The following is a 24,928-nucleotide window of genomic DNA, read 5'->3' as shown; positions in this document are numbered from 1 at the left end:
TTCATTCTATGCTAGGCTTATCGTTTCAAGTTCACCAATTCCTGCAAAATTTCGTCGGATGTTGTGATGATTCGTGTGTTGGCTTGGAAACTACGTTGTGCAACGATCATTTCCGTGAATTCTTCGGAAAGGTCTACGTTGGACATTTCTAGAGAACCGGATTTGATGGCGCCATGTCCGCCATCTCCTAGTGGTTCACCAAGAGTCGGAGCACCTGAGTTTGTAGACTGTTGGTAATAGTTACCTCCAACTTTCGATAACCCTCCAGGATTATTGAATTTCGCTAAAGAAATCGTTTGGTCATCATTCAGAGTACCTGCTTGAACATAGCTAACCACACCGTTTTGACCAACAGAAAGAGATGTTGCATCTATAGGAATTGTTATGGGACTTCCATCTTCTTGTACTAAATAACGTCCTTCTCCATCAACAATTCTAGCTTCAGTAGCATTTTCGTCTTCACCTTGATCTAAATAGAAAACTCCCGCTCTCGTGTATAAAAATTCCCCAGCAACATCACCTGCTACTCTAAAAAATCCATCCCCTTCAATAGCCATATCTAGAGTATTCCCGGTAAATTGTGTGGAGCCAGGAGTATGAAGAGTGTCAATTGAAGCTATTTGACTACCCAAGCCCACCTGATTAGGATTTACTCCACCTCTATTACCTGTAGGACCTGTAGCACCTGACACAGTCTGCGAATATAAATCCTTAAAAACAGTACGTCCCTTCTTAAATCCATAAGTATTCACGTTGGCAATATTATTACCAATTACATCTAATTTCGTCTGAAAGTTTTTCAATCCTGATATTCCTGAGTACATTGAACGAATCATAATGTAGTTTCCCCTCTCGGTTATAAAGTGCACCGCGTCTATCAGTCGGCGGTGCGTCGGCATCCTGTTCTAGGTCCTGCCGTGTTTTAGCTAAGTAGTATGGTGCCGTCGATATTCGTAAATAGTTGGTCTTTCGCTTCCAAGCGATCCATCGCGGTGATGACGGTTGCGTTTTTTGCACTGACGATGAGTGCAGCTTGATCAGTCAACACAAGCGATTCACGGATTCCCTTCCTCTTCGCCTCGTCTACTTTTTCTGAGATGCGTGTCCATTCCGCATCAGTCATTTGAATTCCTCGTTCTTGCAGGCGGTCATTGGCATGCTTACTGATCTTCAACTTTTCAGGTTGCGTCGCTTGCTGCAAATGTTCAAGGAATGACTGGTTCGATTGTACTGTCTGCTGTGTTTGTCCTGGGCGTATGAGTGGCTGTGATGGAATGCGATGGAAATCAATCTTGTTCATATCATCGCTCCATTCCTATTTTACTCACTGATTGATGTGAATTGGTTTCCTTCAATTTTAGTGCCATCATCTAAAATATAATGTAACTTGCCGTCTTTGTTCGTAACAGAAACGACTTTACCCGTACGTTCTTCGTCGCCCTCTGTATAACCGACTGTCTTGCCGATGAGCATACTCGCCTGTACTAGACTGTTCGGCTGGCCTCCAGAAACCCCACCTGTACCACTTGCCAATACTTCAGAAATATTGCCAGGTGTTAATTCCTTACCATCCGCCAATGTGAAGATTACTGAACCATCGACATATTTAATGGACTGGATATTTCCGGTTCCTTCGTTGATAATCGGTTTGCCATCTTCATCTTTCTTGTCAGTGACTTCATGCCATTTCACGTCTTTGCCGATGAAGCTGTTATATTGGATCAACTGACTCTGGCTTTGTGCTTCCGCGAACTTATCAAAAGCTTTCGCCATGTTCATTGTCTGTTCAAGTGCCGAGAACTGTGCCATCTGCGCCATGAATTCCGTATCCTTCATCGGATTTGTCGGGTCCTGGTTCGTCAGCTGGGTGATCAGAATTTTCATGAACGCATCCTTGCCCATCGTATCCGGCCCGGTTTTCCGTTCATCGCGTTTTTTATTGATCAGGTACATTTCGTCCGTAATCGGTTTTTGTGCTGAAGTTGAATTATTCACTTCGGGCATGTCTATACCTCCAGTTCAATCATGAAATCTTCAAAAGACAGTTCATGTTCATCCTGATTTTGGTCTTGCTCGGATGTCTGTTCTTTCTGCTGTTCATGTTGCTTAGTAAATGCTTGCTCGCGCTCATTTTTGGATGGCTCCTGAATCGTTTGGGATAAGTCGATTCGATCTACCTGCAGATTTTGCTGATTGAACGCATGTCGTAGCTGGTGCATCTGACTATCAAGCATTTCACGTGCCATCGCAGTAGACGCCAAAATTCTTGCGGTCATGATGCCATTTACCTCAAGCAATTCAATACGGATTTGCCCTAGATGCTCAGGGTAGAGCTTGATCATCAGTCGATTCGTTCCACCTGTTTGTCCAAAATTAGCACGATTTAAGATAGCTTGAAATTCTCTCATTAACGCTTCACTACGACTTTCTGGTGCTTTTTCGGTCTGTGTCATATGGAATACAGGCTTCCCTTCCGTATGAGTCAGTGCAGATGGTAAGGTCGAAGATTCATTTGGCTTCACCTGTTGCTCTTGTTGTTTCGTATCGGTAGCTTGCTGGTCAGTTGTAAAGCGGATCATATGCTGAACAGTAGTTGGCAACGGTACGGTTTGTTTTACTTCAGGCTGAAGAATCTTATCTTCCAGTTTATTAACGAATTGTGCAAGTAGCGGCTGAATTGTTTTGACTAGATCAACTTGTCTACCATAGAGATCCAGTTTTGGTGCTGCCAATTCAATAGCTTTAAATAATGCTGTCATCTCTACTACAGCTTTTTCAGATAGTTGCTGAACTGCTGTCTGGATTTGCTTAGCAGGCATTTTTTGCAAAGTATCTAGTACAAACCATATATCACCTGTAGCTTGCATTTGTTCAATTTCATCTTTCGCAACACCTGCATCTTCCAGAATCTTTGAAAGCTCTTCTACTAGTTTATCAGGATTTTTGCTAATTAGAGACGCCAATTGTTGCAGACTAGGAAACTTATGCAAGTTTGGTAGATCGGTAAGTAATAATTCATCCGCATCCGCTATGTTATCTAGTGGTAGAAGTTCAGACGACACAGAGTCTCCAAGATCTCTCGCTTCTTCTCTAGGAATCATTTGGCGATTACCAAACTCCTTCAATAACTGAACAATCACAGGCGATGTTTGTTCACTTTTCTCCAACTGTTCCAGAATACTCGCAAGTTCCTCTAACGTTTCAGCTTGCATAATTCCATCAAACAATTGAGCCAAATTTGCATCTTTACCAATTGGTTGTTGCACATCAGGTAATTGAGTTGCTCCCATCAAGCTTTGAAAAACGCTTCCAAATCCAGTACCGCCACTATTGGACGCTACCGAGACTGATGAACTAGTTGGCACACTCGGAGAACCTACATTCATTAATAGTCCTAAATTCACTTTTTCACCTCCCTCAACTACTATTATACTACTTTGTAAGCATAGAAGTATATTTCGCGGCTTCTTCTGGAGACATTTTTTCAAGAATAGATGCTAAAGTTGCAGGCTTTAAGCTAGATAAAATTTGAACTGCCTCCGCGTCTCCCATTTTCGTGATTACAGGGGCTGCTGATTTTGCTGACATTTGTTCGTACGTAGTGATTATTTCTTTAAAATCTCGTTTGGTTTCACTCTGCGCAAGCTTCAACTTTTCGATTTCTTCGTTTAATTTCTCTTTTTCTATTTCAAGCACTTCATTGGAATCTTTTACTTGTGTGAGTTCATCTTGGACTTCAAATAACTGCGCTTCTTTTTCCTGAATTTCAGCCTGTAGAGAAATGACACGTTCCTCTAGTATTAAGTCACCTTCCACTTTTTCATCAGGTGCTTTTTCTTCCAGAAAAGGAACTTTAGACGTCCATTCTTTTGCTTGATCGAAAACATTTATATCGGCAACCTTCGCGATGATTAATACAACAGCTGTTGCGAACATAAGAGGAATAATAATCCATGCCAATAAAATCTGAAAAAAACTGGCTGACTTCTTCTCTTTCACTTCAACAGATTCGGTTTCTTTTATCTTTTTTGCTTTAGCCACTTTACCACCTGTCTTCTTTTGAGCGAAATTTCATCGTCGACAGTTCGTCAATCCGATTTGCCTCCATATGGTCCATTTCTGCATCATATTGTTGTTGTCCTTTTTCTTTCATTTTCTCAAATTTCTTCACTTCAATATTTTTCTCCAGCAACTGTGATTCGTACCAGTTCATTTTGGAACGAGATTTCATTACTTCCTGCTGAATATGATCAATTCTTTGATCCAATGTACTGATAAAACGTGAATAATGATGCAAATCATCAATAGAAAAACCCTTGCTCATTCGTTCTTGTTGTTGTTCTAGCGTATCTTCTTTCTTCTTCAGCTGATCATACAGCTCCCTCGCCACTTCTTCAAATTGCTGAATGGCTTCTTTGTAAGCCATCTCTGTTTCATCACGCTCTTGTTCTCGCAATGTCAGCACTTTTTCAAAACGATAGTGGTAAGAAGTCATATACGGCCCCCTCCAGCAGCTAAGGCTATTATTTCATTCACAGTATCTTCCAACTGCACATTATCTTTATAGCTTTGCTTCAAAAAGTTCGTAATAATCGGCTCATATTCAATCGCTTCATCAATCTCTTTCGATGTCCCTTTTTTATAGGCGCCAATGTTGATCAAGTCTTCCGATTTATCGTAGGTATAATAGAGTTCTCGTAATTTCTCTGCTGCTTTGACATGTTCTGGCTCCGCGATATGATTCATAAGACGACTGACACTTTTCAAAACATTGATCGCAGGATATTGACCTTTATTGGCAAGTGTCCTGTCGAGCACGATATGTCCATCTAGAATTCCCCGCACCGCATCCGCGATCGGCTCATTCATATCGTCACCATCCACAAGCACAGTATAGAACGCTGTGATGGCACCTTGCTCATTCGTTCCGGTTCGCTCAAGCAACTTCGGCAAAATAGCGAAAACGGACGGTGTATAACCTCTCGTAGCTGGCGGTTCACCTACAGCTAGTCCAATTTCCCGTTGCGCCATCGCTACACGCGTAACAGAATCCATCATGAGCATAACTCTCATACCTTTATCACGGAAATACTCTGCAATCGCAGTAGCGGTAAATGCTCCTTTAATTCGCATGAGAGCAGGTTGATCTGAAGTCGCAGCGACCACAATTGTTTTCTTCATCCCTTCAGGACCTAAGTCTCGATCAATAAATTCTCGGACTTCCCGGCCACGCTCACCGATCAATGCAATGATATTAATATCAGCTTCTGTATTGCGGGCAATCATTCCTAATAACGTACTCTTACCAACACCAGAACCTGCGAAGATCCCGACACGCTGGCCATTGCCAACAGTCAACATACCGTCAATCGCTTTAACACCGACCGCAAGCTTATCGTTGATCGTCGGACGTGTCAGCACATTCGGCGGGCTGTTTTCTGTCCGCACAGTTGCCAAGCCTTTTGGCAACGCACTATGATCAATGGGATTCCCCATAGAATCAAGAACTTGCCCTACCAAATTCATTCCAACCTTCACTTCAAGTGGTTTGCCAAGTGTTTCCACCAAGCAACCACTTGAAATATTACTAATGTCCGTATACGGCATGAGCATAACGATTTCTTCTCGGAATCCTACCACTTCCGCTTGAATGATCGAACGACCAGCAACTGGGACATTCAAATGGATTAAGCATACATCGCCAATAGAAGATTCAGGTCCTTGTGATTCGATCATTAGACCGACTACTCGGATTACTCGACCATACTTTTTCATCGTGTTTAAATTTGGAATGATTCGAATAAGATCTTCTGCTTTTCTCAAAATTACACACCACTTTCCATAATTTCGACAAGCTGTTCCTTTAGTTCGTTCAATTGTTCATCCACGCTTACGACAATGCGACCGTGATTCGTTTCTATAAAGCAATCTGTAGCGTCAAAATCCTCATTGACAAAAATCAGGAACGGCGTTTCAGGAGGAAAGATTGATGCTAACTCCGCTCGGTTATCTGTCACCATTTTAAAGTGTTCTGCTGGAACAAATAATTTAATTTCTTTCATTTCCTGCGCTTCTTTTATGCCCTTGCGCACAATAGATAAGTACGTTTCTTCATCTTCTTCAATTGTTTTATTAATAATTTGTTCTGCAGAACGAATTGCCAAGTCCAAAATGACACGTTCTTGGTTGATCAAATATTGAGTGGCGTTCTGATAGGACAAAGTAGTCGTTTCATTTGCAGCAAGTATCATTTCTTGCATGTCAGAAATCGCTTTATTGCGACCATCCTCAAACCCTGCCTGAAATCCTTCGTCATAGGCTTCTTGCTGCAACTTCTCTTTTTCGCTATCCCATGCCACTCGCATGGCTTCTACATCTGCAGCAGCTCTTTCCATCCGTTGCTGGATTTCCGCATCAGCTATATCACTACGTTGCTGAATTTCTTGCAACATCTTGTTACGTTCTGCGAATATGCTTGCATTATTCACCGGCTCCTCAGAAACCTGAACAGACTCCTGCTGTAGTCTACGGATAGAGATTTCTTTCACTTGTTCCTGATTTACTATCGTACGTTCCGAACGAAATAGATTAGACAATAATGTCATCTCCTCCGCCACGGGCAATAATAATCTCACCTGCATCTTCTAGTCTGCGTATGATCCCAACAATTTTCGATTGTGATTCTTCAACATCTCGCAGGCGAACAGGTCCCATAATTTCCATTTCTTCTTGGAATGATTCGGCCATCCGTTGTGACATATTTTTGAATAAAATTTCTTTTACTTCTTCGCTCGATACTTTCATCGACAAAATGAGATCTTCATTTTCACATTCTCGTACCACACGCTGAATGGAACGATTATCCAGTGTAATAATATCTTCAAATACAAACATTCTCTTCCGAATCTCTTCAGCAAGCTCGGGATCTTGAATTTCCAACGCATCGAGTATAGTTTTCTCTGTTGCACGATCCACACCATTCAATACTTCGACTACTGCATCGACACCGCCCGTTTCTGTGAAATCTTGTGTCACAGTAGAAGACAACTTCCGCTCTAATACTGCTTCAATTTCACTGATGACTTCCGGTGAAGTGGATTCCATTGTCGCAATCCGTTTGGCAATATCCGCCTGCACTTCTTGAGGTAGAGAGGAAAGAATCAATCCTGCCTGCTCCGCCTCTAGATAAGACAAAATGAGCGCAATCGTTTGCGGATGTTCATTTTGAATGAAATTCAAAATTTGTGACGGTTCTGCGCGTCTTGCAAAATCAAATGGTCGAACTTGAAGCGACGAAGTGAGCCGATTAATGATTGCTTGTGCATGGTCTTTGCCGAGTGCTTTTTCAAGAACAGTCTTCGCATAGCCAATACCACCTTGAGAAATATAATCTTGAGCAAGCGCGATATTATGAAATTCTTCTATAATTTCCTCTTTCACTGAGGACTCTACTTTTTTAACACTCGATATCTCTAATGTCAATCTCTCAATCTCTTCTTCATTCAAATGCTTGTAAACCGCTGCTGAGACTTCAGGCCCTAGAGAGATGAGCAATAGGGCAGCTTTTTGTTTGCCTGACATTTCTTTGTCTTTCTTCACCAACTTGCACCCCTCCGTTACTCCTCAGCAATCCACGTTCTTAATAACTTCGCAAATTCTTCTGGTTTATCCTTCGCCATTTTTTCTAGCTGTTTTCTGCGTGCAGTCGCTTCTGTTTCTTGTTCCATATTAATGTCATCCACTTGGACTGCTTGTAACTGCTGTTCAAGTGCTAATTCTTCTTCCATCTGCGCCTCTCTGCGTCTCTTACGCATGAACAAGACAACTAGGACGATGATAGCAAGTAGCAAAACGCCGCCAATTACGTAAACCCACCATGGGATGACTGTCTTCGGTTCTTCAAATGCAACATTTTTACCTTTTAGCGGTTGGACAGAAACAGCGATTTTCTCTGCCAACAATTCGTCTGTCAATTCTCCTGCAGCTTCCTTATCTAATGAAGTTCGTATAATTGTCTCTAAAATCCCTTCGACGTCTTGTTGAACTTCAGGAGCGAGGGAAGTCGGATCATCAGCCGTCGGTGGCTCAATCATTACTTGTATGCCAAGATCCCGAATTTTATAAGGACTTTCTACAATATCTTTGCGGATACGATTCACTTCATTATTGATCGTTTCTTCCAAACGTTCGTAGTCACCGTTGCCCATATCCCCTTCAACATAAGTTGTACGGTTATCAGTTGGATCTTCGGCCTCAGGTGTGCCGCCTACAGCAGGATTAGTTCCTGAAAACGACTCAGTAATTCGCTGCACACTAAGAGCAATTCCTTCCATGTTTTCCTCATCGACCGGTGTCACGAGATTTTCTTCTCGCTTTTCCACCTTGAAATCGATATCTGTGGTCACAGATACTACTACCTTGTCTTGACCCATCATTGTACCAAGCATCATTTGCACTTGTCTCTGCAAGTCACGTTCAATGGTCTTTTTCACCGCCATTTGGTCAGTAACACTCTGTCCGTAAGAATTTTCTGTCCCTTTCAGATCAAAGTACTCAAAATACTGGTTCATGATGACGATATTATCAGTAGATAAGTTCGGTAAGCTTTTTGACACGAGATTATAAAGGGACGCGATCTGAGGTTCTGTGAATTGCTGGCCAGGATTCGTTTTCAACATGATGGAAGCACTAGCTTCTTGTGTCGCATCGTTCACGAAGATTCCTTCTGTCGGCAAGGTGAGCATGACTTTTGCATCCTTTACACCTTCTATCCCCTTTATTAGATTAGCAAGTTCCGTCTGCATGGCCGCTAGTTTGATCATATTGAATTCATTGTCTGTCGTGCCGAATCCCGCGTTTTCCGAAAAGAAGGAGTAGTCAATCATGCCAGAGTTAGGAAACCCTTCAGCTGCTAATGAAACACGCAGATTATCTACCTGTTTTTCCGGTACAGAGATAGCAGTACCGCCAGGCTCAACTTGATACATAACACCTTGGCCATCCAATACTTCTTTAATGCGGCCTATTTCAGATGGTGACACTTCTGAATAGAGCGTTACGTATGTAGTTCTAGATAAATATACCGTTAAAAAAATGGCCAATGCGATTACACTGGCTGCTGTGGCAATATATGTGATTTTTTGATTTTTGGAGCGACTTTCCCAGAACGCCTTGAGATCCGCTCTGAGTTTTGTAAATCTTTCCTTCATTCTAATCCCCCGGTCAGCCTAACTAGGCAAATTTTCAGATCTGCCTAGTGTTCTCTTTCTGTTAGACAGGCATTCTAATGATTTCTTGGTAAGCTTCTACCACTTTATTCCGCATTTCTACAGTCGCATTTAGTGCGATGCTTGCCTTTTGAGAAGCGATCATCACGTTGTGAAGATCCACATCTTCACCCTTGATCAACTTGGTCGTTAGCTTGTCAGATGTAAACTGAGCTTGATCTACCTTATGGATCGCTTCATTTAGCATGGCAGAGAAACTTTGCTGTGCCTCAAAAGGGGTCTTTTGCGTTTTTAAATCGCTTTGTTGGACTTGGAGATTAGGTACGGCACTTGTAATTGATTGAATCGGCATCTTTTTCACTCCTTTAGCTTGAGCTGTTGCTCATTACTTTCCAATTTCCAATGCTTTCATCAGCATGGATTTGTTTGCATTCAGGACTGTGACATTTGCTTCATAGGACCTGGTGGCAGACATCAAGTCTATCATTTCACGTAATGGGTCTACATTCGGCATCTGAACATATCCTTCTTCATTTGCATCTGGATGTGATGGATCGAAGACCAACTTGAACGGCGTTTCACGATCTTCTTTTATACGCGAGACCTTCACTCCATTACCTGCATTACTATGGGAATGAACACCTTTAGCCGCTTGTAGAAAAGAAGCAAATTGTCCTTCTTTCGGCTGCAAGGTTACCGTTTTCCTACGATAGGGTTGCCATTCGCCATCCACCTGCTTAGCACGAGTTGAATCGATATTCGCCATATTAGAAGAGATGACATCCATTCTAAGTCTTTGAGCAGTAAGGGCTGAAGAAGATGTATTTAAACTATGAAATATACTCACAATCAGCGACCTCCTTTAATGACATGTTGCAGTGTATTGAATTTGCCATTTATCCTTTCGATTAGTGCCGAATTATAGATTTGATTCGCTGCTAAATCTGCCTGCTCTTTATCCATATCGACTCCATTGCGATCTTGACGGTAACGCATATTGGATATATCAAATGTTTTACTTCCTGTAGAATGAGTAAAATCTAAGTGTTTTGGATTAGTTTTGTATGCTTCAAGTCCTTTACTTTTTTCATTAGATAATACTTCTTTAAAACTCACAGTTTTCGCTTTGTAGTTTGGCGTGTCAACATTCGCTATATTTTGCGAAATAGCTTTGCTTTTAGCAGACGAGTAGTCTAGACCTTTTTCTAGCTTCGTGATGGTACCACCATAAATATTCACCATCTTCCCTCCCTTTCTTTACGCAATTATATTTTTTTCAGCAATTTTCGCTAGAAATGAACTTCTCACTATTTTTCTCTATTTTCTCTATAAAGAATATAATTTTTTTAGAATCTATTAGTCTATTGTAGCGGATTATAATGATTTTTGTCCAATGAATTCTAATAGTTTTCATAGTGCTTACTAACCCTTTTTCCAATAACAAACAATTAAGAAATAATAATTTCACAACTAAATATCATCTGAATTTTCTACTTTATATTACTAATTAAGTTTTACATAAAAATATATATGTACTTGTTGCTAAAGCCGGATGACCTTCAAACTTCACATTATAAAAGCACTACCCCACGACGGAGGCAGTGCTTATTTTTATGACTGATGTTTTTCTAATTCCATTAAGAATTTATCATTCAATACTTTAATGTACGTACCCTTCATACCCAATGAGCGAGATTCAATTACGCCCGCACTCTCCAATTTACGCAATGCATTTACAATTACCGAGCGCGTAATTCCTACACGGTCTGCGATTTTAGAAGCAACTAGCAAACCTTCATTGCCATCAAGCTCTTTAAAGATATGCTCAATCGCCTCATGTTCACTGTAAGAAAGGGAATTGATGGCCATTTGAACAACTGCTTTACTGCGTGCTTCATGCTCGATCTCTTCAGACTTTTCGCGTAAGATTTCCATACCTACTACTGTTGCACCATACTCCGCAAGTATCAGATCATCTTCCGTAAAGCCTTCCTTTAATCTAGCTAAGATCAAAGTTCCCAAACGCTCACCGCCGCCAATGATTGGAACAATCGTTGTCAGACCTTCCTTAAATAAATCTTTATTTTCTACAGGGAAAACTGTATAAATACTTTCGATATCAAGATTTGGTGATGTTTCCTGTATTTCAAATAAGTGACGTGTATATTCTTCAGGAAATTTACGTTCTTCAAACATCTTTTTCATACGGTCATTTTCTATTTGATGATGTACTTCTAGACCGAGCAACTTACCTTTCCGGCTAACAATAAACGCGTTACAATCGATGACATTACTTAGTTCTTCTGCCATCTCTTTAAAATTGACCGGGCCGCCTGCGCCTTCTTGTAACATTGCATTAATTTTTCTCGTCTTGACTAATAAACTCATTTCTATAGTTCCTCCTCAAATTGTACAGTTGACTTTAATGAATATTCTAAAGGTTTTTAATCATTAAATAAACAATAATGACTTCATTAAAGGATAAAATGTGACAAATCTTTGTTTTTTACAATTCCTTGTAATTTTTCATCGACATATGCAGGTGTGATTTTAATGGATGCAGGTCCAATATCAGCTGCTTCGAACGACAGATCTTCTAGTAATTTCTCCAAAATAGTGTGTAATCTTCTGGCTCCGATATTCTCTGTTTCATTGTTCACTTCAAATGCAATTTCCGCAATCTTACTAATGGCATCATCTGTAAATTCAATTTCCACTTCTTCCGTCGCCAACAGCCGTTCGTACTGTCTCAACAATGAAAAATCAGGCTCTCGAAGTATGCGCTCAAAATCCTGTTTTGTCAATTTGTCAAGTTCTACCCGAATTGGAAATCTTCCTTGAAGTTCCGGAATTATATCCGACGGCTTGGACATATGAAAAGCACCTGCAGCTATGAATAGAATATAATCCGTCTTCACCGCTCCATATTTAGTGGTTACAGTGGAACCTTCAACAATAGGTAAAATATCACGCTGCACGCCTTCACGAGACACTTCTCCGGAAGACTGCCGGTTACCGCTTGCAATTTTATCCATCTCATCCAAGAAGATAATACCAGCTTGTTCCGTCAATTCGATTCCTTTACGTGCCACTTCATCTTGATCGATTAGTTTATCTGCTTCTTCGGCTTCCAAAACAGTCCGTGCGTCCTTCACTTTCATACGTCGTTTAACCGTTTTTTTCGGCATCAAAGAAGAAAGAGCATCTTGCATCCCTGAGCCCATTTGTTCCATACCAGAGCCTTGTAGAGCATCAAATAACGAAGGTTGCTGTGCTGTCACTTCTACCGTCACCATTTGCTCTTCTACTTGACGATTTCTGAGCAACTCAGCGATTTCTGAACGTTTACGTTTGATTTCAGTCTGTTCTTCAGGATTTTCTACTTCAGGCTGTTCTTTTTGACCGAAAAACATTTCAAAAGGATTCTGTCCGCTGGGTTTCTTTTTGGATTCCGGTACAAGCAACTTGACTAAACGCTCTTCCGCCGACTTCTGCGCTTGTTCCTTGACAGATTCTCGCATGTCTTCTTTGACCATACGCACGCCTACTTCAGTTAGATCACGTATCATTGATTCCACATCTCGCCCTACGTAACCTACTTCCGTAAACTTTGTAGCTTCCACTTTGACAAATGGCGCATGAATCAATTTGGCGATCCGACGAGCAATTTCCGTTTTCCCGACGCCTGTAGGACCGATCATCAAAATATTTTTCGGTATAATTTCTTCTTGTTCTTCCTCCGACAACTGCATTCGTCGATACCGATTCCGCATGGCAACAGCTACTGCTTTTTTCGCCTTCTCTTGCCCTACAATAAAACGATTTAAATAGGCAGTCAGTGCTTTTGGTGTCAATTCTTGTTTCATCATGGATCAAAGCACCTCCACAATAATTTCATGATTTGTATATACACAAATGTCAGCAGCAGTCTCTAAAGAAGCTTTGGCAATATCTGCTGCAGTTAAACCACTGCCATACTTTTTTAATGCTCTCCCCGCTGCTAGTGCATAATTACCACCGGAACCAATAGCTAAAATCCCATCATCCGGCTCGATAACTTCACCGGTGCCCGATACGAGTAGTAAGGTTTTTTGATCCATGACAAGCAACATGGCTTCCAATTTACGCAAAATCCGATCTCCTCGCCATTCCTTCGCCAGTTCCACGGAAGCTCTTTGCAGATTGCCATCATACTCCATCAACTTCGCTTCAAACAGGTCAAATAACGTAAAGGCATCCGCCACGGAACCCGCAAAGCCAGCCAATACTTGGCCATTGAATAATCTGCGCACTTTCTTTGCCGTATGTTTCATGACGACTGTATTCCCCATTGTCACCTGCCCGTCTCCTGACATAGCGCATTGACCGTCATGGTGGACCGCAAAAATTGTTGTTGCATGAAATTCCATTTTCTCTCCTCCTAAGCACGCGGGTGCGTTTGTAAATAGGTTTGGCGCAAGTGCTCGTTTGTAATATGCGTGTATACTTGAGTCGATGATAAATGACGATGACCGAGTAATTCTTGAACGGTGCGCAGATCAGCACCTGCTCCTAGTAAATGGGTAGCAAATGTATGCCGAATCATGTGTGGAGTAATTTTCGTATGTAAGGCAGCCCGTTCCATCAAATCATTCAATATATATCGAACACCTCGCGCAGTTAACGGATCACCTCGTAGGTTGACGAATAACATCGAATGCTTCTTTTCTTTCATCAAACGCGGTCGGCTGGCTTCAAGGTATCGTTCTAATGCTTCGTCAGCAAAACTTCCATAGGGAACAAAACGTTCTCTGCGTCCCTTTCCCATCACTTTCACGATACCCAAATAATGATCCACGTCTTTCACCTCAATTGAAACAAGCTCACCGACTCGAATCCCTGTAGCATACAGCAATTCTAATAACGCCCGGTCACGAAGCGAACGGTGATCTTCTCCGATCGTCACTTCAAAAAGCTTCTCTAGTTCCTGTTCATAGAAAAAAGCCGGAAGACGCTCTTCTTTTTTGGGATGATACAGCAGACGGAACGCCTGATCTTGAATACCATAGCGAGCATTTGCAAACTTATAAAATGATCTAATAGAAGAAATTTTTCTTGAGATCGTTGTCCTCGCAAACATGCGGTCATATAAACGAGTTACATAAAGGCGCGCTACTGCATAGTCGACTTCATCCAAATCATTGATATGTTCATGTTCCAAGAACGCAAAAAATCCCTGTAGATCTTTTTCGTACTCAGCTACGGTATACGATGAATAGTTTTTCTCAAGGCGAATATACGATACGTATTCATCTGCCAAGTCTCTTATTTCAGGCACCATCTGATCACCTCGCTGCTTTTGTAGATCATTCAAAATGCTACCGAAGATTCTAAAGATTCGTGAATGTATATAGTTTGGAATTTAAAATCTAATCCAAATGTTCTCCATCAAACACTATACAATAGCAAGCATTATTGGGCAACTTTCAAATTGGATTCATGGACAGTTATTCCCCAAAACTTACGATTTGACACATATCGTTCAAAAAACATGAAAAGAATACCATTACATACCCCATCAGCTAACTTAAAAGACGTTTGGACTTCATTTTAGTTTCTTAAATTTGCATTCAAACAACACAAGAGACAGTCCTGAAAGTCAGAAATATCTTTCATCGTCAGCTTTTTCTATTATAATTGCGTAACAACGTAGAGGAACGCGCCAATTGAATGTCGCCCCGCTTCAAAACATACCTCGGTGGAATCCAGCCAGCTACATACATTATATATTCTCCGCCAAAGAAACTGCCAAGAACGCAAAAATAGTTCCTCATACAAAAAAGCTACCTGAAAAGTCATATGAAAATGACTTCTCAGACAGCTCCTATTTTCAAAGTGTTGTCGTTGCTTTAAATTGCTGCAATGCGTCTAGTGCGCGATTGGCGTGTCTTTCCGCGCGTTCCGCTTTTGATTTGATACGCTCGCCTAGATCCGGAAACAGGCCAAAGTTAATATTCATTGGTTGAAAGCCTTTAGGATCAGCTTCGGTAATGTATCTTGCCATACTGCCTAGCGCTGTTTCTTTTGGAAAACGGACAGGCTTTTCACCTTTCGCTAAATGTGCAGCATTAATACCGGCTATCAAACCAGAACCAGCAGATTCAACATAGCCTTCAACACCAGTCATTTGACCGGCAAATAGAATTGTCGGCTGGGATTTTAATTGGTAAGTACAACTTAACACTTTCGGTGAGTTAATAAATGTATTTCGATGCATTACGCCGTAACGGACGATTTCCACATTCTCCAACCCAGGAATTAGTTGCAATACTTCTTTTTGCGCTCCCCATTTCAAATGTGTCTGAAAGCCCACGATATTATACAGCGTACCTGCTGCATTATCTTGCCGAAGCTGGATCACCGCTTTCGGTCGCTTGCCAGTTTTTGGATCTTCTAATCCAACTGGTTTCAACGGACCGAAAAGCATTGTTTTTTCTCCACGCTTCGCCATAACTTCAATTGGCATACAGCCTTCGAAGTACATTTCCTTTTCGAATTCTTTCAAAGGAGCCACTTCAGCTGCAATAAGTGCTTGGTAGAAACGATCAAACTCTTCCGCATTCATGGGACAATTCAAGTAGGCGGCTTCCCCTTTATCATAGCGAGATTTCAAATATACTTTCTCCATGTCAATCGAATCACTTTCCACGATTGGAGCCGCAGCGTCATAGAAATATAAATAATCTTCACCAGTAAGCTGACGAACTTTTTCAGCTAATGCCGGTGATGTCAATGGACCGGAAGCGATGATCGTAATGCCATCCGGCAATTCCGTCACTTCCTCATTGATGACTTCAATGTTCGGATGATTACGAATCTGTTCTGTCACATTGCCAGCAAACTCGTGACGATCTACCGCCAATGCTCCGCCAGCAGGAACTGAACAATGGTCTGCTGCAGAAATGATCAACGAATTTAACTGCCGCATTTCCTCTTTGATTACACCAACCGCATTGGTTAAGTTATTGGCGCGTAATGAATTACTGCACACTAGCTCCGCAAATTTGTCTGTATGATGGGCCGGCGTCTGTTTGACCGGACGCATCTCGAACAATTTTACTTGGATTCCCCGATTGGCAAGTTGCCAGGCGGCTTCACTTCCAGCCAGACCTGCACCGATTACATTAACAATTTGCGTCATTTCGATTCCCTCTTCCTGTTGCGCTAAGTTGCTTTCTTGTTACAAATTTCGTTAACTTTGTGGCTGCTCTTTATAATCGCATTCTGTACATTGAATTTGGACACCTTTTTTCAGGCGTTTCTCCACTAATGTATTCTGACACTTTGGACAAGGCCGTGCAATAGGTTTATCCCAAGAAACGTAATCACATTCTGGGTACCGATCACAACCGAAAAATATTCTCTTCGTTTTACTCTTCCGCTCCACCACTTCGCCTTCCTTACACTTAGGACAAGTAACGCCAATTGGCTTCACAATCGCTTTTGTATTCCGGCAATCTGGGAAATTGGAGCAAGCCATGAACTTTCCGTAACGTCCCATTTTGAATACCATAGGAGACCCACACTTCTCACAGTCTTCTCCGGCAGGTTCGTCCTTGATTTCAATTTTCTCCATCTCTGCATCTGCTATTTCCACGTGCTTCTCAAAATCACGATAGAATTCATCAATAACTTTTCGCCATTCAATACTACCTTCTTCTACATGGTCCAGACTTTGTTCCATCTGAGCTGTAAATTCGATATTTATGATGTCGGGAAAATATTGATCTACGGCTTGATGAACAATTCCACCGAGTTCTGTAGGAATGAAACGTTTTGCATCCAACGTGACGTATCCACGTTTTTGAATCGTATCTAACGTAGGTGCGAAAGTAGACGGACGTCCTATCCCTAATTCCTCCAACGTCTTCACTAAGCGTGCCTCGGAGTATCTTGGCGGTGGCTGTGTGAAGTGTTGTTTTGGATCTACTTCTGCGTACTGCACATGCTCCCCTTCTTCGAGCGGAGGGAGAATATTTTCCTTTTCTTCTTGTTGATCATCATTGCCTTCAATATATACTTTCATGAAACCAGGGAATTTCACTTGAGAACCTGAAGCTCGAAAACGAATATCGCCATTCAAAAAGTCCGCTGTTACCGTATCCAAAATAGCAGGTGCCATTTGGCTTGCCACAAACCGTTCCCAAATCAGTTTATATAAACGTAACTGATCTCTGGATAAAAACGCTTTCATCGCCTCAGGTGGTCTCATAACTGAAGTGGGACGGATCGCTTCGTGAGCGTCCTGTGTATTAGCTCCCGCTTTTGCCTTACGTCCACCAGTTGAAATATATTCCTCACCGTACATGGTATGGATAAATGATTTCACTTCGTCTTTAGCGGTTTCTGAAATTCTAGTAGAGTCGGTACGCATGTAAGTGATCAAACCGACTGTACCTTCTTTACCTATTGCAATCCCTTCATACAATTGCTGAGCAAGCATCATCGTCTTCTTCGCTCGGAAGTTCAGTTTACGTGCAGCCTCCTGTTGAAGAGATGACGTTGTAAATGGCAAAGCAGGATTCCGTTTCCGTTCTTTTTTCACCACTTTGGACACTTCAAACTCATCTGTCTGAAGTGAACCCACAATTTTCTCCACTTGTTCTTGATTAGTTAGCTTCACTTTTTCTTTTGCATCACCGTAAAACGCAGCTTCAAAAGTATTTTTACCTTTTGTGAACTGAGCAGTAATACTCCAGTACTCTTCTGGTACAAATGCATTAATTTCATTTTCACGATCTATGATTAAGCGCAATGCGACTGACTGGACACGTCCCGCTGACAATCCTTTTTTTACTTTTTTCCAAAGAATTGGGCTAATATTGTATCCGACTAATCTGTCTAAAATACGTCGCGCTTGCTGTGCATCTACTAAATTCATATTGATCGGACGAGGATGCTTAAAAGATTCTTTAATCGCATCTTTTGTTATTTCATTGAATACTACGCGGCAATCGGATTCTGTATCAATTCCGAGCTGATGTGATAAATGCCAAGCAATTGCTTCCCCCTCACGATCGGGGTCAGCCGCGAGAAAGATTTTTTTTGCTTTTTTTGCTTCTTTTTTCAATTCTTGAAGAATCGGTCCTTTTCCTCGGATCGTTATATACTTCGGCTCATAATTATTTTCGGTATCTACACCCATTTGACTGCGGGGTAAATCACGTAAATGTCCAAGTGATGCGCTCACTTTATATTTTTTTCCCAAATAGCGCTCAATCGTTTTCGCTTTAGCAGGTGATTCTACAATTACTAAGTAATCCGCCATACGTTTCCCTCCTCAGAGAGATTTCTTTATATTTATTCATCAAAAGAATATCTGTTGCAAAATGTATAACAGTTTTCGGGATAATGCAACCTTTTAAACATGTTGATTGAATAAATTATGTCGGATCACAAGAGTGAATCGATAATCTGAAAACCACTCCATATCGGCTTGGCGCCTTCATCTAACAGCTTATTAGGACCTGCTGATAAAGGAGAATCAATGGCTCCGGGCACTGCGAAAATTTCTTTTCCATGATCCAGTGCGTGCTCGACCGTACTCATTGTTCCACTCCTTTCAACCGACTCTGTAATGACAATGGCGCTCGATAGTCCACTAATAATTCGATTGCGCATAGGAAATGTCCATTTGGCCGGCGGAATATATGGTGGATACTCTGTTACTAATAAATGATTTTCAGCCATTTCACGTGCGATTCTTTCATTCTTCTTCGGATACATATGAGAGAATCCATGGCCTAATACGCCGATTGTATCACCACCGTAATGTATGGCTGCTTGGTGGGCCATTGTGTCTGCACCTGCTGCCAAACCAGAGACAATTGGTATTTGGTGATCAACGAGCGGAGGAACAATGAAATCTAGTGCTTTTTTGGAATATACTGTCGCTTTACGCGAACCAATAATTCCTACACGTAAGCCCCTCTTTAATAAATCCCGATTTCCTCTACTATACAAAACAGCTGGTGGATCGCACAATTGTGTTAACTCTTCTGGGTAGTCTGGATGAAAGTAAGGAATGGGTGTGCAATTGCTTTGTTGTAACATTTGAAGAAGTGGTAGTCTTGACACTTCAGTATACTGCTTCTTAAACTGTTCCGCTTTCTCTTCTGAAAGGCCAAGCAAATGTTTTAAATAGACAATTGAATACGCTTCCATTGTTTCAAAAGTTGGGTTTTCCTGCAATAACGACTGAAATCGATTCATTGGCACGGGGTGAATATAATGTAGATTTATCAATTGTTTTTCCTGATCAGTAAATTGCATACATTACTCCTTACATCAACACTACAAGCAAAGCACGAAAAAAGGTGTAGCGCGTTCGCTACACCTTCTAGTTTACTTCGTTTTACATTTTTCGTACAGACCTTTTTCCTTTAGAACTTTAATCAACGTCTCGCCGATGACAGATGGTGTATCTGCCACTTGGATATCCGCTGCTTCCAAAGCTTTAATCTTTTCAGCGGCTGTTCCTTTACCGCCTGAAATAATCGCACCTGCGTGTCCCATACGCTTTCCTGGAGGTGCTGTTTGACCACCGATAAAGCCAACGACAGGTTTCGTCATATGCTCTTTAACCCAAGCAGCTGCTTCTTCTTCAGCAGTACCACCGATCTCACCGATCATGACGACTGCATACGTTTCAGGATCTTCATTGAATTCCTTCAATACATCGATAAAGTTCGTACCGTTTACAGGGTCTCCACCGATTCCAACAGCAGTTGTCTGGCCGATACCTTCCTGCGTCAATTGGTGTACTGCTTCATACGTTAATGTACCAGAACGTGAAACTACACCGACATGACCTTTTGTATGAATATAACCCGGCATAATGCCGATTTTAGTTTCATCTGCAGTGATCACGCCAGGACAGTTTGGACCGATCAAACGAGTCTTTTTACCTTCCATATAACGCTTCACTTTAATCATATCAAGTACTGGAATATGCTCAGTAATACAGATCGTCATATCCATTTCTGCGTCAACAGCTTCCACAATCGCGTCTGCTGCATATGGTGCAGGTACATAAATGATGGAAACAGTTGCGCCTGTAGCTTTCACAGCATCTTCTACCGTGTCGAAAACTGGCACGCCTTCAACTGTTTGTCCACCTTTGCCCGGTGTTACTCCACCGACGATTTTTGTACCATATTCCAACATTTGCTGCGTGTGGAACAGGGCAGTGGAACCTGTAATTCCTTGTACAATTACTTTGGTGTCTTTATCTACATAAATACTCATGCTTTGTACCTGCCTTTCTTATCCTATCAACTCAACGATTTTTTTCGCGCCTTCAGCCATTGAATCCGCAGCTACGATATTAATACCGGACTCTTTAAGCAAAGCTTTTCCGCGTTCCACATTCGTTCCTTCAAGACGTACAACAAGCGGTACTTGAAGTTCCACTTCTTTCGCTGCTTCAATAACACCTTCAGCGATAACGTCACATTTCATGATACCACCGAAAATATTGACGAAAATGCCTTTTACTTTCGGATCGGATAAAATGATTTTGAAAGCTCCAGCGACTTTTTCTTTCTTAGCGCCGCCCCCAACGTCAAGGAAGTTAGCGGGTTCGCCGCCATAATAATGGATGGTATCCATTGTTGCCATTGCCAAACCTGCACCGTTAACCATACAGCCAATATTTCCATCTAAAGAAATGTAGCTTAAGTCAAATGTAGATGCTTCGATTTCTTTTGGATCTTCTTCATCGAAGTCGCGCAGTTCGACAATATCTTTGTGTCGGAATGTTGCGTTATCGTCAAAATTGAACTTGGCATCCAAAGCCAGCACTCGCTGATCCTTTGTTACTACAAGTGGATTAATTTCAACAATTGATGCATCTTTTTCAGTAAACACTTTATATAGACCTAAAAATAGGCTGACTGCTTTATTAATCAGTCCGCTAGGGATTTCCATATTGAACGCCATGCGACGCGCTTGGAATGGAGCCAATCCAACTACTGGATCGATGACTTCATAGAAGATCTTTTCAGGGTTCTTCTCAGCCACTTCCTCAATTTCTACGCCACCTTCAGCAGATCCCATCAATGTGACACGATCTGTTGCACGGTCTACGACAAGACTGATGTAAAATTCTTTTTCGATATCAATTCCTTCTTCAACAAGAAGTCTTTTTACTTCTTGCCCTTCAGGACCTGTTTGGTGGGTCACCAATTGTTTCCCGATTAAGTCTGCCGCAACAGCACGGACTTCATCAAGATTCTTGACGATTTTTACTCCACCCGCTTTTCCTCGGCCTCCCGCATGGATTTGTGCTTTTACCACAATGGGCTCTGTTCCGATTTCTTTTGCTACAGCCATCGCTTCTTTTGGCGAGAATGCAACACGACCCTTCGAAACAGCAACACCGTACTCTCTCAAAAGCTGCTTCCCTTGGTATTCATGGATGTTCATAAGTACTGCCTCCATTCGATTTGCAAATGCTTGAAGTTCAACTACTTAATCATTGTAATCAAATCGTCACACATTGTCCAAGAATGACTATTCCCAATTAAAATTTCTCTTTTTTTCAACTATTTCTACTACCTTTTTCACGATCTAAACGGTAAATGTAGGCAAATACTTCAGATACTGCCTGGTATAATTCCTCTGGGATTGTTTCATTGACATTTAGTTGTCCGAGCAATTCTAGTAAACTGGGATCTTCTTGAACAGGAACATCATGTTCTTTAGCCTTTTCAAGAATATTTTCCGCGATCATACCCTTCCCTTTTGCAACCACTTTCGGCGCATCAGATGCTTCAGGGTCATAAGAAAGTGCAACGGCTTCTTTTCGCACATAACGTTCGTCTTTCATATCCGATAATCCACTCCTCCGTCTTCCGTATACAAGGAGCCAACTGATTTTTTTACAGGTTGCTGCGATTCAGTAAATGGTTTGAATGATACTCCTGAAAGCTTATAGCCAACTTGTTCCAAGCCATCTTTCAGCATGGATTGGAATGTCAGTCCAGTTGTGCGTAATGACTCCTGTTCATTAAATATGGTCAGATTGACTACTTTATTTTGTACATGCATGTCGACAAGTGTCGTCGATAAAGATTCTAATTCCAAATAAAATAAAATTCTCGCAAACGCCGGATCGATTTGTCCATTTTCTTTCATTCGGCCGTTCCACTGTAGAGTGGCATCAATTTTCTTGCCGAATAAATCTAACGGCATCTGCATGATCAACTGTTGCTGAACACTTGTATCTGCTGTCTGAATAACGGTTCCATTCATTCTCAAGACCATCGTCTCGGCTGCCTCACGCAATGGAGGAGACAACGATGGATCTTGAAGCAATGTCAATAATTGCGGTTTTAAGGTATTGGCCAAATTCGCTAAATTCGGATCTTTTCCATTTAACATGGCTTCGTAATTGAAGCCGAGCGTACTCAACACACTTTGCATGGCTTCCTTCATCACAGGTCCATTCACAGCTTGAGAAATCTGCATTTCAGCAGCTTGTACCCATTGTTTCACTTGTGCATTGGTCGATTTATCAGCAGTTTGTATGAGTGCGCGCATTGTCTCATTCGCTTGATCGGCAGGAACGGAAACAAGCGACAGTAATGCTTGCTGTGTTTCTGCTTTTGCGACAACTGACTGAGGCATTGCATTTGCAAGTTGTGTCGTTTCAGGGCGGCTTAGTTGTTGCAATAGCGTCTGGCTGATTTGCTCGATGAATGCCGACTTTGTGTTTTCATTCATAGGTTGTTGGGCAATTTGATTGATGATAGTTTGTAATGCTACTTTCATTGGTTCAGGAAGAGCCTGGCTGTTGCTGATTTGCTGCGCCAAGTTTTGGACTAGTGCTTTTGCTGTTTGTTGATCAGAGAACGGCGTTTGGCTTAACTGACCGAGTACAGACTGGACAGTTTTTAGCGTAGCAGTATGATCGGATTTCATGACTGCACTAGAGCTCGCGGAAGGCGTTACACTAGTAACAGGTGTCTGAATGCTCGCCGCTGCCTTATCGGACGTTGCAAGGCTTTGTATAGCTTGATTTACCGAAACGGACTGCTGTTGAACAGGTGGAGCCTTCACGTCACTTGATTGTGTTACCAATTGGGCTAACACTTGAGGTAAATTCGCCAGCGATGTACGCGATGGTAAAATTCCTGCTGTTTTCAATAATTGCAAAGCCGCGAATTGGTCCCCTTTACTTGCTTGAGGATTTAGTAATTGCGTAATCGTTTGACTGAGCAATTCTTTTCCAACGGCTTGGCTTGCCGGATTGGCTAACGCTTGCAATGCATTGAGCAGTTGTTCACGTACGGCAGGTGATAAATTAGGATCGCTTTGAATTGCAGTTTGCAGAGCAGCTAAATTTTGAGTGATTGTTCCTGTCTGCGCTTGCAACAGAGATTGAAATATTGCAGGTGTGAACGGTAAGCGAGCGTTCGCCATTTTCCCGATTGTCGCTAACGCTTGTGCTTTCATATCGTCTGGCACAGATTTCAGAAGGTTCACAGCTTCCAATATATTTTCTTTTGTCATAGGAATCTTTTGTTTGATGATCGTCGCTAGCAATTCTTTCATTTCTGCAGTCTTCGGTAAATTAAGCGACTCCATCAATTGCGTCAGTTGGCCAGATTGACCTTCCGCTCCACGCATAGGTCCTGCAATGACTTGCAACTGCACTTCTGGCTCTGTTCCGTTGACTTTGAAGTAATACGTATCCCCGGCTTGCATCGGAACTTCTAACTTTGCAAAGATTTGCTGATTACCCACTTGGACTTGCGCCATCTGACCAGGAAATAGTTGCTGTACTTTGCCATGAATCATCTGGCCCTCTCTTAGAGTCAGCGACTGTGGTTCAGCCGAAACGCCTCTTGCAGTTGAAACGGATAATGGATTCATATTCATTGTCGATCACTCCACATCGTTTTAATTGGTTCGAATGATTTTCGATGATGCACAGTAAAACCATGAGTTTCAAGTCCCTGCAGATGCTTCGCCGTTCCATAGCCTGCATTTTCATCAAAACCATACCAAGGAAATTGTTCATGTAATTCCGTCATCAGATCATCTCGCGTCGTTTTGGCCAAGATGGAAGCAGCCGCTATCGCCAAACTTTTTTCGTCCCCTTTAATGATCGAGTACGCAGGACAGTCGACATTCAAGTTCATAGCATCCGCAACTACGGTATGCGGCTTTATTGTAAGTTGGTTGACCGCCTCTTCCATGGACTGCTTCGTTGCCTGATAAATATTCAGTTCATCAATGACCACTGCCGGCTGAATATGGACGGAATACGCTACGGCTTGTTCTTTTATCAGCTCTGCAAATTGCTGTCTTTGTGCTTTTGAAATTTTCTTCGAGTCATCTACCCCTACCAGGATCGCACATTCTTCCGGTAAAATCACAGCGGCTGTCACAACAGGACCAGCCAAGGGGCCTCTCCCCGCTTCATCTATTCCTGCAATCAACGAGATATTCGTCGTTTTATAAGAATCATCGAATGCTTTCTTCTGCAAATAGTCTGCGAACAATCGTTGCTTTTTCTCGTATTGTTTTTTCCATTGTGTAATTGCATTCTGGACGCCTTTGCGTTCATCTGATTGAAGTTCTTCCAGCCATTCATTCGGTTCTTGTAAATCGCGTAATAGGTCTTTTATTTGCTGAATCGTTGTCAAATTCTTCAC

At 41.8% G+C, this 24,928-nt stretch carries 25 protein-coding genes; all 25 read right to left on the bottom strand.

Annotated features, from left to right (window positions below):
* Positions 1-17: 17 nt before the first annotated feature.
* The 25 genes from flgG to GD002_RS05090 all read right to left on the bottom strand — a co-directional run bounded on the left by flgG (position 18) and on the right by GD002_RS05090 (position 24,919).
* Positions 18-836 carry a flagellar basal body rod protein FlgG gene (flgG, locus tag GD002_RS05210; RefSeq protein ID WP_153731285.1) on the bottom strand — a complete coding sequence of 273 codons (819 nt, stop codon included), beginning with the start codon at positions 834-836 and terminating at the stop codon, positions 18-20.
* A gap of 86 nt (positions 837-922) precedes the next feature.
* Positions 923-1,300 (bottom strand): TIGR02530 family flagellar biosynthesis protein, encoded by a 378-nt coding sequence (locus GD002_RS05205; RefSeq protein WP_153731284.1) that lies wholly within the window; start codon positions 1,298-1,300, stop codon positions 923-925.
* A gap of 20 nt (positions 1,301-1,320) precedes the next feature.
* Positions 1,321-2,004, bottom strand: a complete 684-nt coding sequence (flgD, locus tag GD002_RS05200; RefSeq protein ID WP_153731283.1) for a flagellar hook assembly protein FlgD — start codon at positions 2,002-2,004, stop codon at positions 1,321-1,323.
* Positions 2,005-2,006: 2 nt separating this feature from the next.
* Positions 2,007-3,404, bottom strand: coding sequence for a flagellar hook-length control protein FliK (locus GD002_RS05195; RefSeq protein WP_153731282.1), 1,398 nt, complete (start codon positions 3,402-3,404; stop codon positions 2,007-2,009).
* Positions 3,405-3,432: 28 nt separating this feature from the next.
* Complete coding sequence (locus GD002_RS05190; protein WP_153731281.1) at positions 3,433-4,041, bottom strand: MotE family protein; 609 nt, start codon at positions 4,039-4,041, stop codon at positions 3,433-3,435.
* A 1-nt stretch (position 4,042) separates the two neighbouring features.
* The gene (gene fliJ / locus GD002_RS05185; protein WP_153731280.1) at positions 4,043-4,495 is read right to left on the bottom strand and encodes a flagellar export protein FliJ; all 453 of its coding nucleotides are present in this window, start codon (positions 4,493-4,495) and stop codon (positions 4,043-4,045) included.
* Positions 4,492-5,823 carry a flagellar protein export ATPase FliI gene (fliI, locus tag GD002_RS05180; protein ID WP_153731279.1) on the bottom strand — a complete coding sequence of 444 codons (1,332 nt, stop codon included), beginning with the start codon at positions 5,821-5,823 and terminating at the stop codon, positions 4,492-4,494. Before fliI ends, fliJ begins: the two co-directional genes overlap by 4 nt.
* 2 nt (positions 5,824-5,825) lie before the next feature.
* A complete protein-coding gene (gene fliH, locus GD002_RS05175) occupies positions 5,826-6,596 on the bottom strand; it encodes a flagellar assembly protein FliH (protein WP_194841476.1) in 771 nt (256 codons plus the stop codon).
* Positions 6,589-7,602, bottom strand: a complete 1,014-nt coding sequence (fliG, locus tag GD002_RS05170) for a flagellar motor switch protein FliG (protein ID WP_153731277.1) — start codon at positions 7,600-7,602, stop codon at positions 6,589-6,591. Before fliG ends, fliH begins: the two co-directional genes overlap by 8 nt.
* A 14-nt stretch (positions 7,603-7,616) precedes the next feature.
* Positions 7,617-9,209: a flagellar basal-body MS-ring/collar protein FliF gene (gene fliF, locus GD002_RS05165; RefSeq protein WP_153731276.1), complete on the bottom strand. Its 1,593-nt coding sequence runs from the start codon at positions 9,207-9,209 to the stop codon at positions 7,617-7,619.
* A gap of 61 nt (positions 9,210-9,270) precedes the next feature.
* On the bottom strand, positions 9,271-9,579 hold the full coding sequence (gene fliE, locus GD002_RS05160) for a flagellar hook-basal body complex protein FliE (RefSeq protein ID WP_153731275.1): 309 nt from the start codon (positions 9,577-9,579) through the stop codon (positions 9,271-9,273).
* Between the two features lie 33 nt (positions 9,580-9,612).
* Complete coding sequence (gene flgC / locus GD002_RS05155; protein ID WP_153731274.1) at positions 9,613-10,074, bottom strand: flagellar basal body rod protein FlgC; 462 nt, start codon at positions 10,072-10,074, stop codon at positions 9,613-9,615.
* Positions 10,075-10,076: 2 nt separating this feature from the next.
* A complete protein-coding gene (flgB, locus tag GD002_RS05150; protein ID WP_153731273.1) occupies positions 10,077-10,466 on the bottom strand; it encodes a flagellar basal body rod protein FlgB in 390 nt (129 codons plus the stop codon).
* Positions 10,467-10,838: 372 nt separating this feature from the next.
* Entirely contained in the window at positions 10,839-11,615 is a 777-nt protein-coding gene (codY, locus tag GD002_RS05145) for a GTP-sensing pleiotropic transcriptional regulator CodY (protein WP_153731272.1), read from the bottom strand.
* 86 nt (positions 11,616-11,701) lie between these two features.
* The gene (hslU, locus tag GD002_RS05140; RefSeq protein ID WP_194841475.1) at positions 11,702-13,096 is read right to left on the bottom strand and encodes an ATP-dependent protease ATPase subunit HslU; all 1,395 of its coding nucleotides are present in this window, start codon (positions 13,094-13,096) and stop codon (positions 11,702-11,704) included.
* A gap of 3 nt (positions 13,097-13,099) precedes the next feature.
* Positions 13,100-13,636 (bottom strand): ATP-dependent protease subunit HslV, encoded by a 537-nt coding sequence (gene hslV, locus GD002_RS05135; RefSeq protein ID WP_153731271.1) that lies wholly within the window; start codon positions 13,634-13,636, stop codon positions 13,100-13,102.
* 11 nt (positions 13,637-13,647) lie between these two features.
* Positions 13,648-14,547 carry a tyrosine recombinase XerC gene (xerC, locus tag GD002_RS05130; RefSeq protein WP_153731270.1) on the bottom strand — a complete coding sequence of 300 codons (900 nt, stop codon included), beginning with the start codon at positions 14,545-14,547 and terminating at the stop codon, positions 13,648-13,650.
* Positions 14,548-15,096: 549 nt separating this feature from the next.
* On the bottom strand, positions 15,097-16,407 hold the full coding sequence (gene trmFO / locus GD002_RS05125; protein WP_153731269.1) for an FADH(2)-oxidizing methylenetetrahydrofolate--tRNA-(uracil(54)-C(5))-methyltransferase TrmFO: 1,311 nt from the start codon (positions 16,405-16,407) through the stop codon (positions 15,097-15,099).
* Positions 16,408-16,458: 51 nt separating this feature from the next.
* Entirely contained in the window at positions 16,459-18,534 is a 2,076-nt protein-coding gene (topA, locus tag GD002_RS05120) for a type I DNA topoisomerase (RefSeq protein ID WP_153731268.1), read from the bottom strand.
* A gap of 125 nt (positions 18,535-18,659) precedes the next feature.
* On the bottom strand, positions 18,660-19,538 hold the full coding sequence (dprA, locus tag GD002_RS05115; protein ID WP_153731267.1) for a DNA-processing protein DprA: 879 nt from the start codon (positions 19,536-19,538) through the stop codon (positions 18,660-18,662).
* A gap of 72 nt (positions 19,539-19,610) precedes the next feature.
* On the bottom strand, positions 19,611-20,513 hold the full coding sequence (gene sucD / locus GD002_RS05110) for a succinate--CoA ligase subunit alpha (protein WP_153731266.1): 903 nt from the start codon (positions 20,511-20,513) through the stop codon (positions 19,611-19,613).
* An 18-nt stretch (positions 20,514-20,531) separates the two neighbouring features.
* Entirely contained in the window at positions 20,532-21,692 is a 1,161-nt protein-coding gene (gene sucC / locus GD002_RS05105; protein WP_153731265.1) for an ADP-forming succinate--CoA ligase subunit beta, read from the bottom strand.
* Positions 21,693-21,807: 115 nt separating this feature from the next.
* Positions 21,808-22,095, bottom strand: coding sequence for an EscU/YscU/HrcU family type III secretion system export apparatus switch protein (locus GD002_RS05100; protein WP_153731264.1), 288 nt, complete (start codon positions 22,093-22,095; stop codon positions 21,808-21,810).
* Entirely contained in the window at positions 22,092-24,149 is a 2,058-nt protein-coding gene (locus GD002_RS05095; RefSeq protein ID WP_153731263.1) for a hypothetical protein, read from the bottom strand. Before GD002_RS05095 ends, GD002_RS05100 begins: the two co-directional genes overlap by 4 nt.
* On the bottom strand, positions 24,146-24,919 hold the full coding sequence (locus GD002_RS05090; RefSeq protein ID WP_153731262.1) for a ribonuclease HII: 774 nt from the start codon (positions 24,917-24,919) through the stop codon (positions 24,146-24,148). The genes GD002_RS05095 and GD002_RS05090 overlap by 4 nt, the downstream gene beginning before the upstream one ends.
* Positions 24,920-24,928: the final 9 nt, after the last annotated feature.

The organism is Sporosarcina obsidiansis, from assembly GCF_009651005.1.
In the GTDB taxonomy this organism is placed as follows: Bacteria; Bacillota; Bacilli; order Bacillales_A; family Planococcaceae; genus Sporosarcina; species Sporosarcina obsidiansis.
Note: the sequence above shows the minus strand (reverse complement) of the source record. Positions and strands in the feature narration are given on the sequence as shown.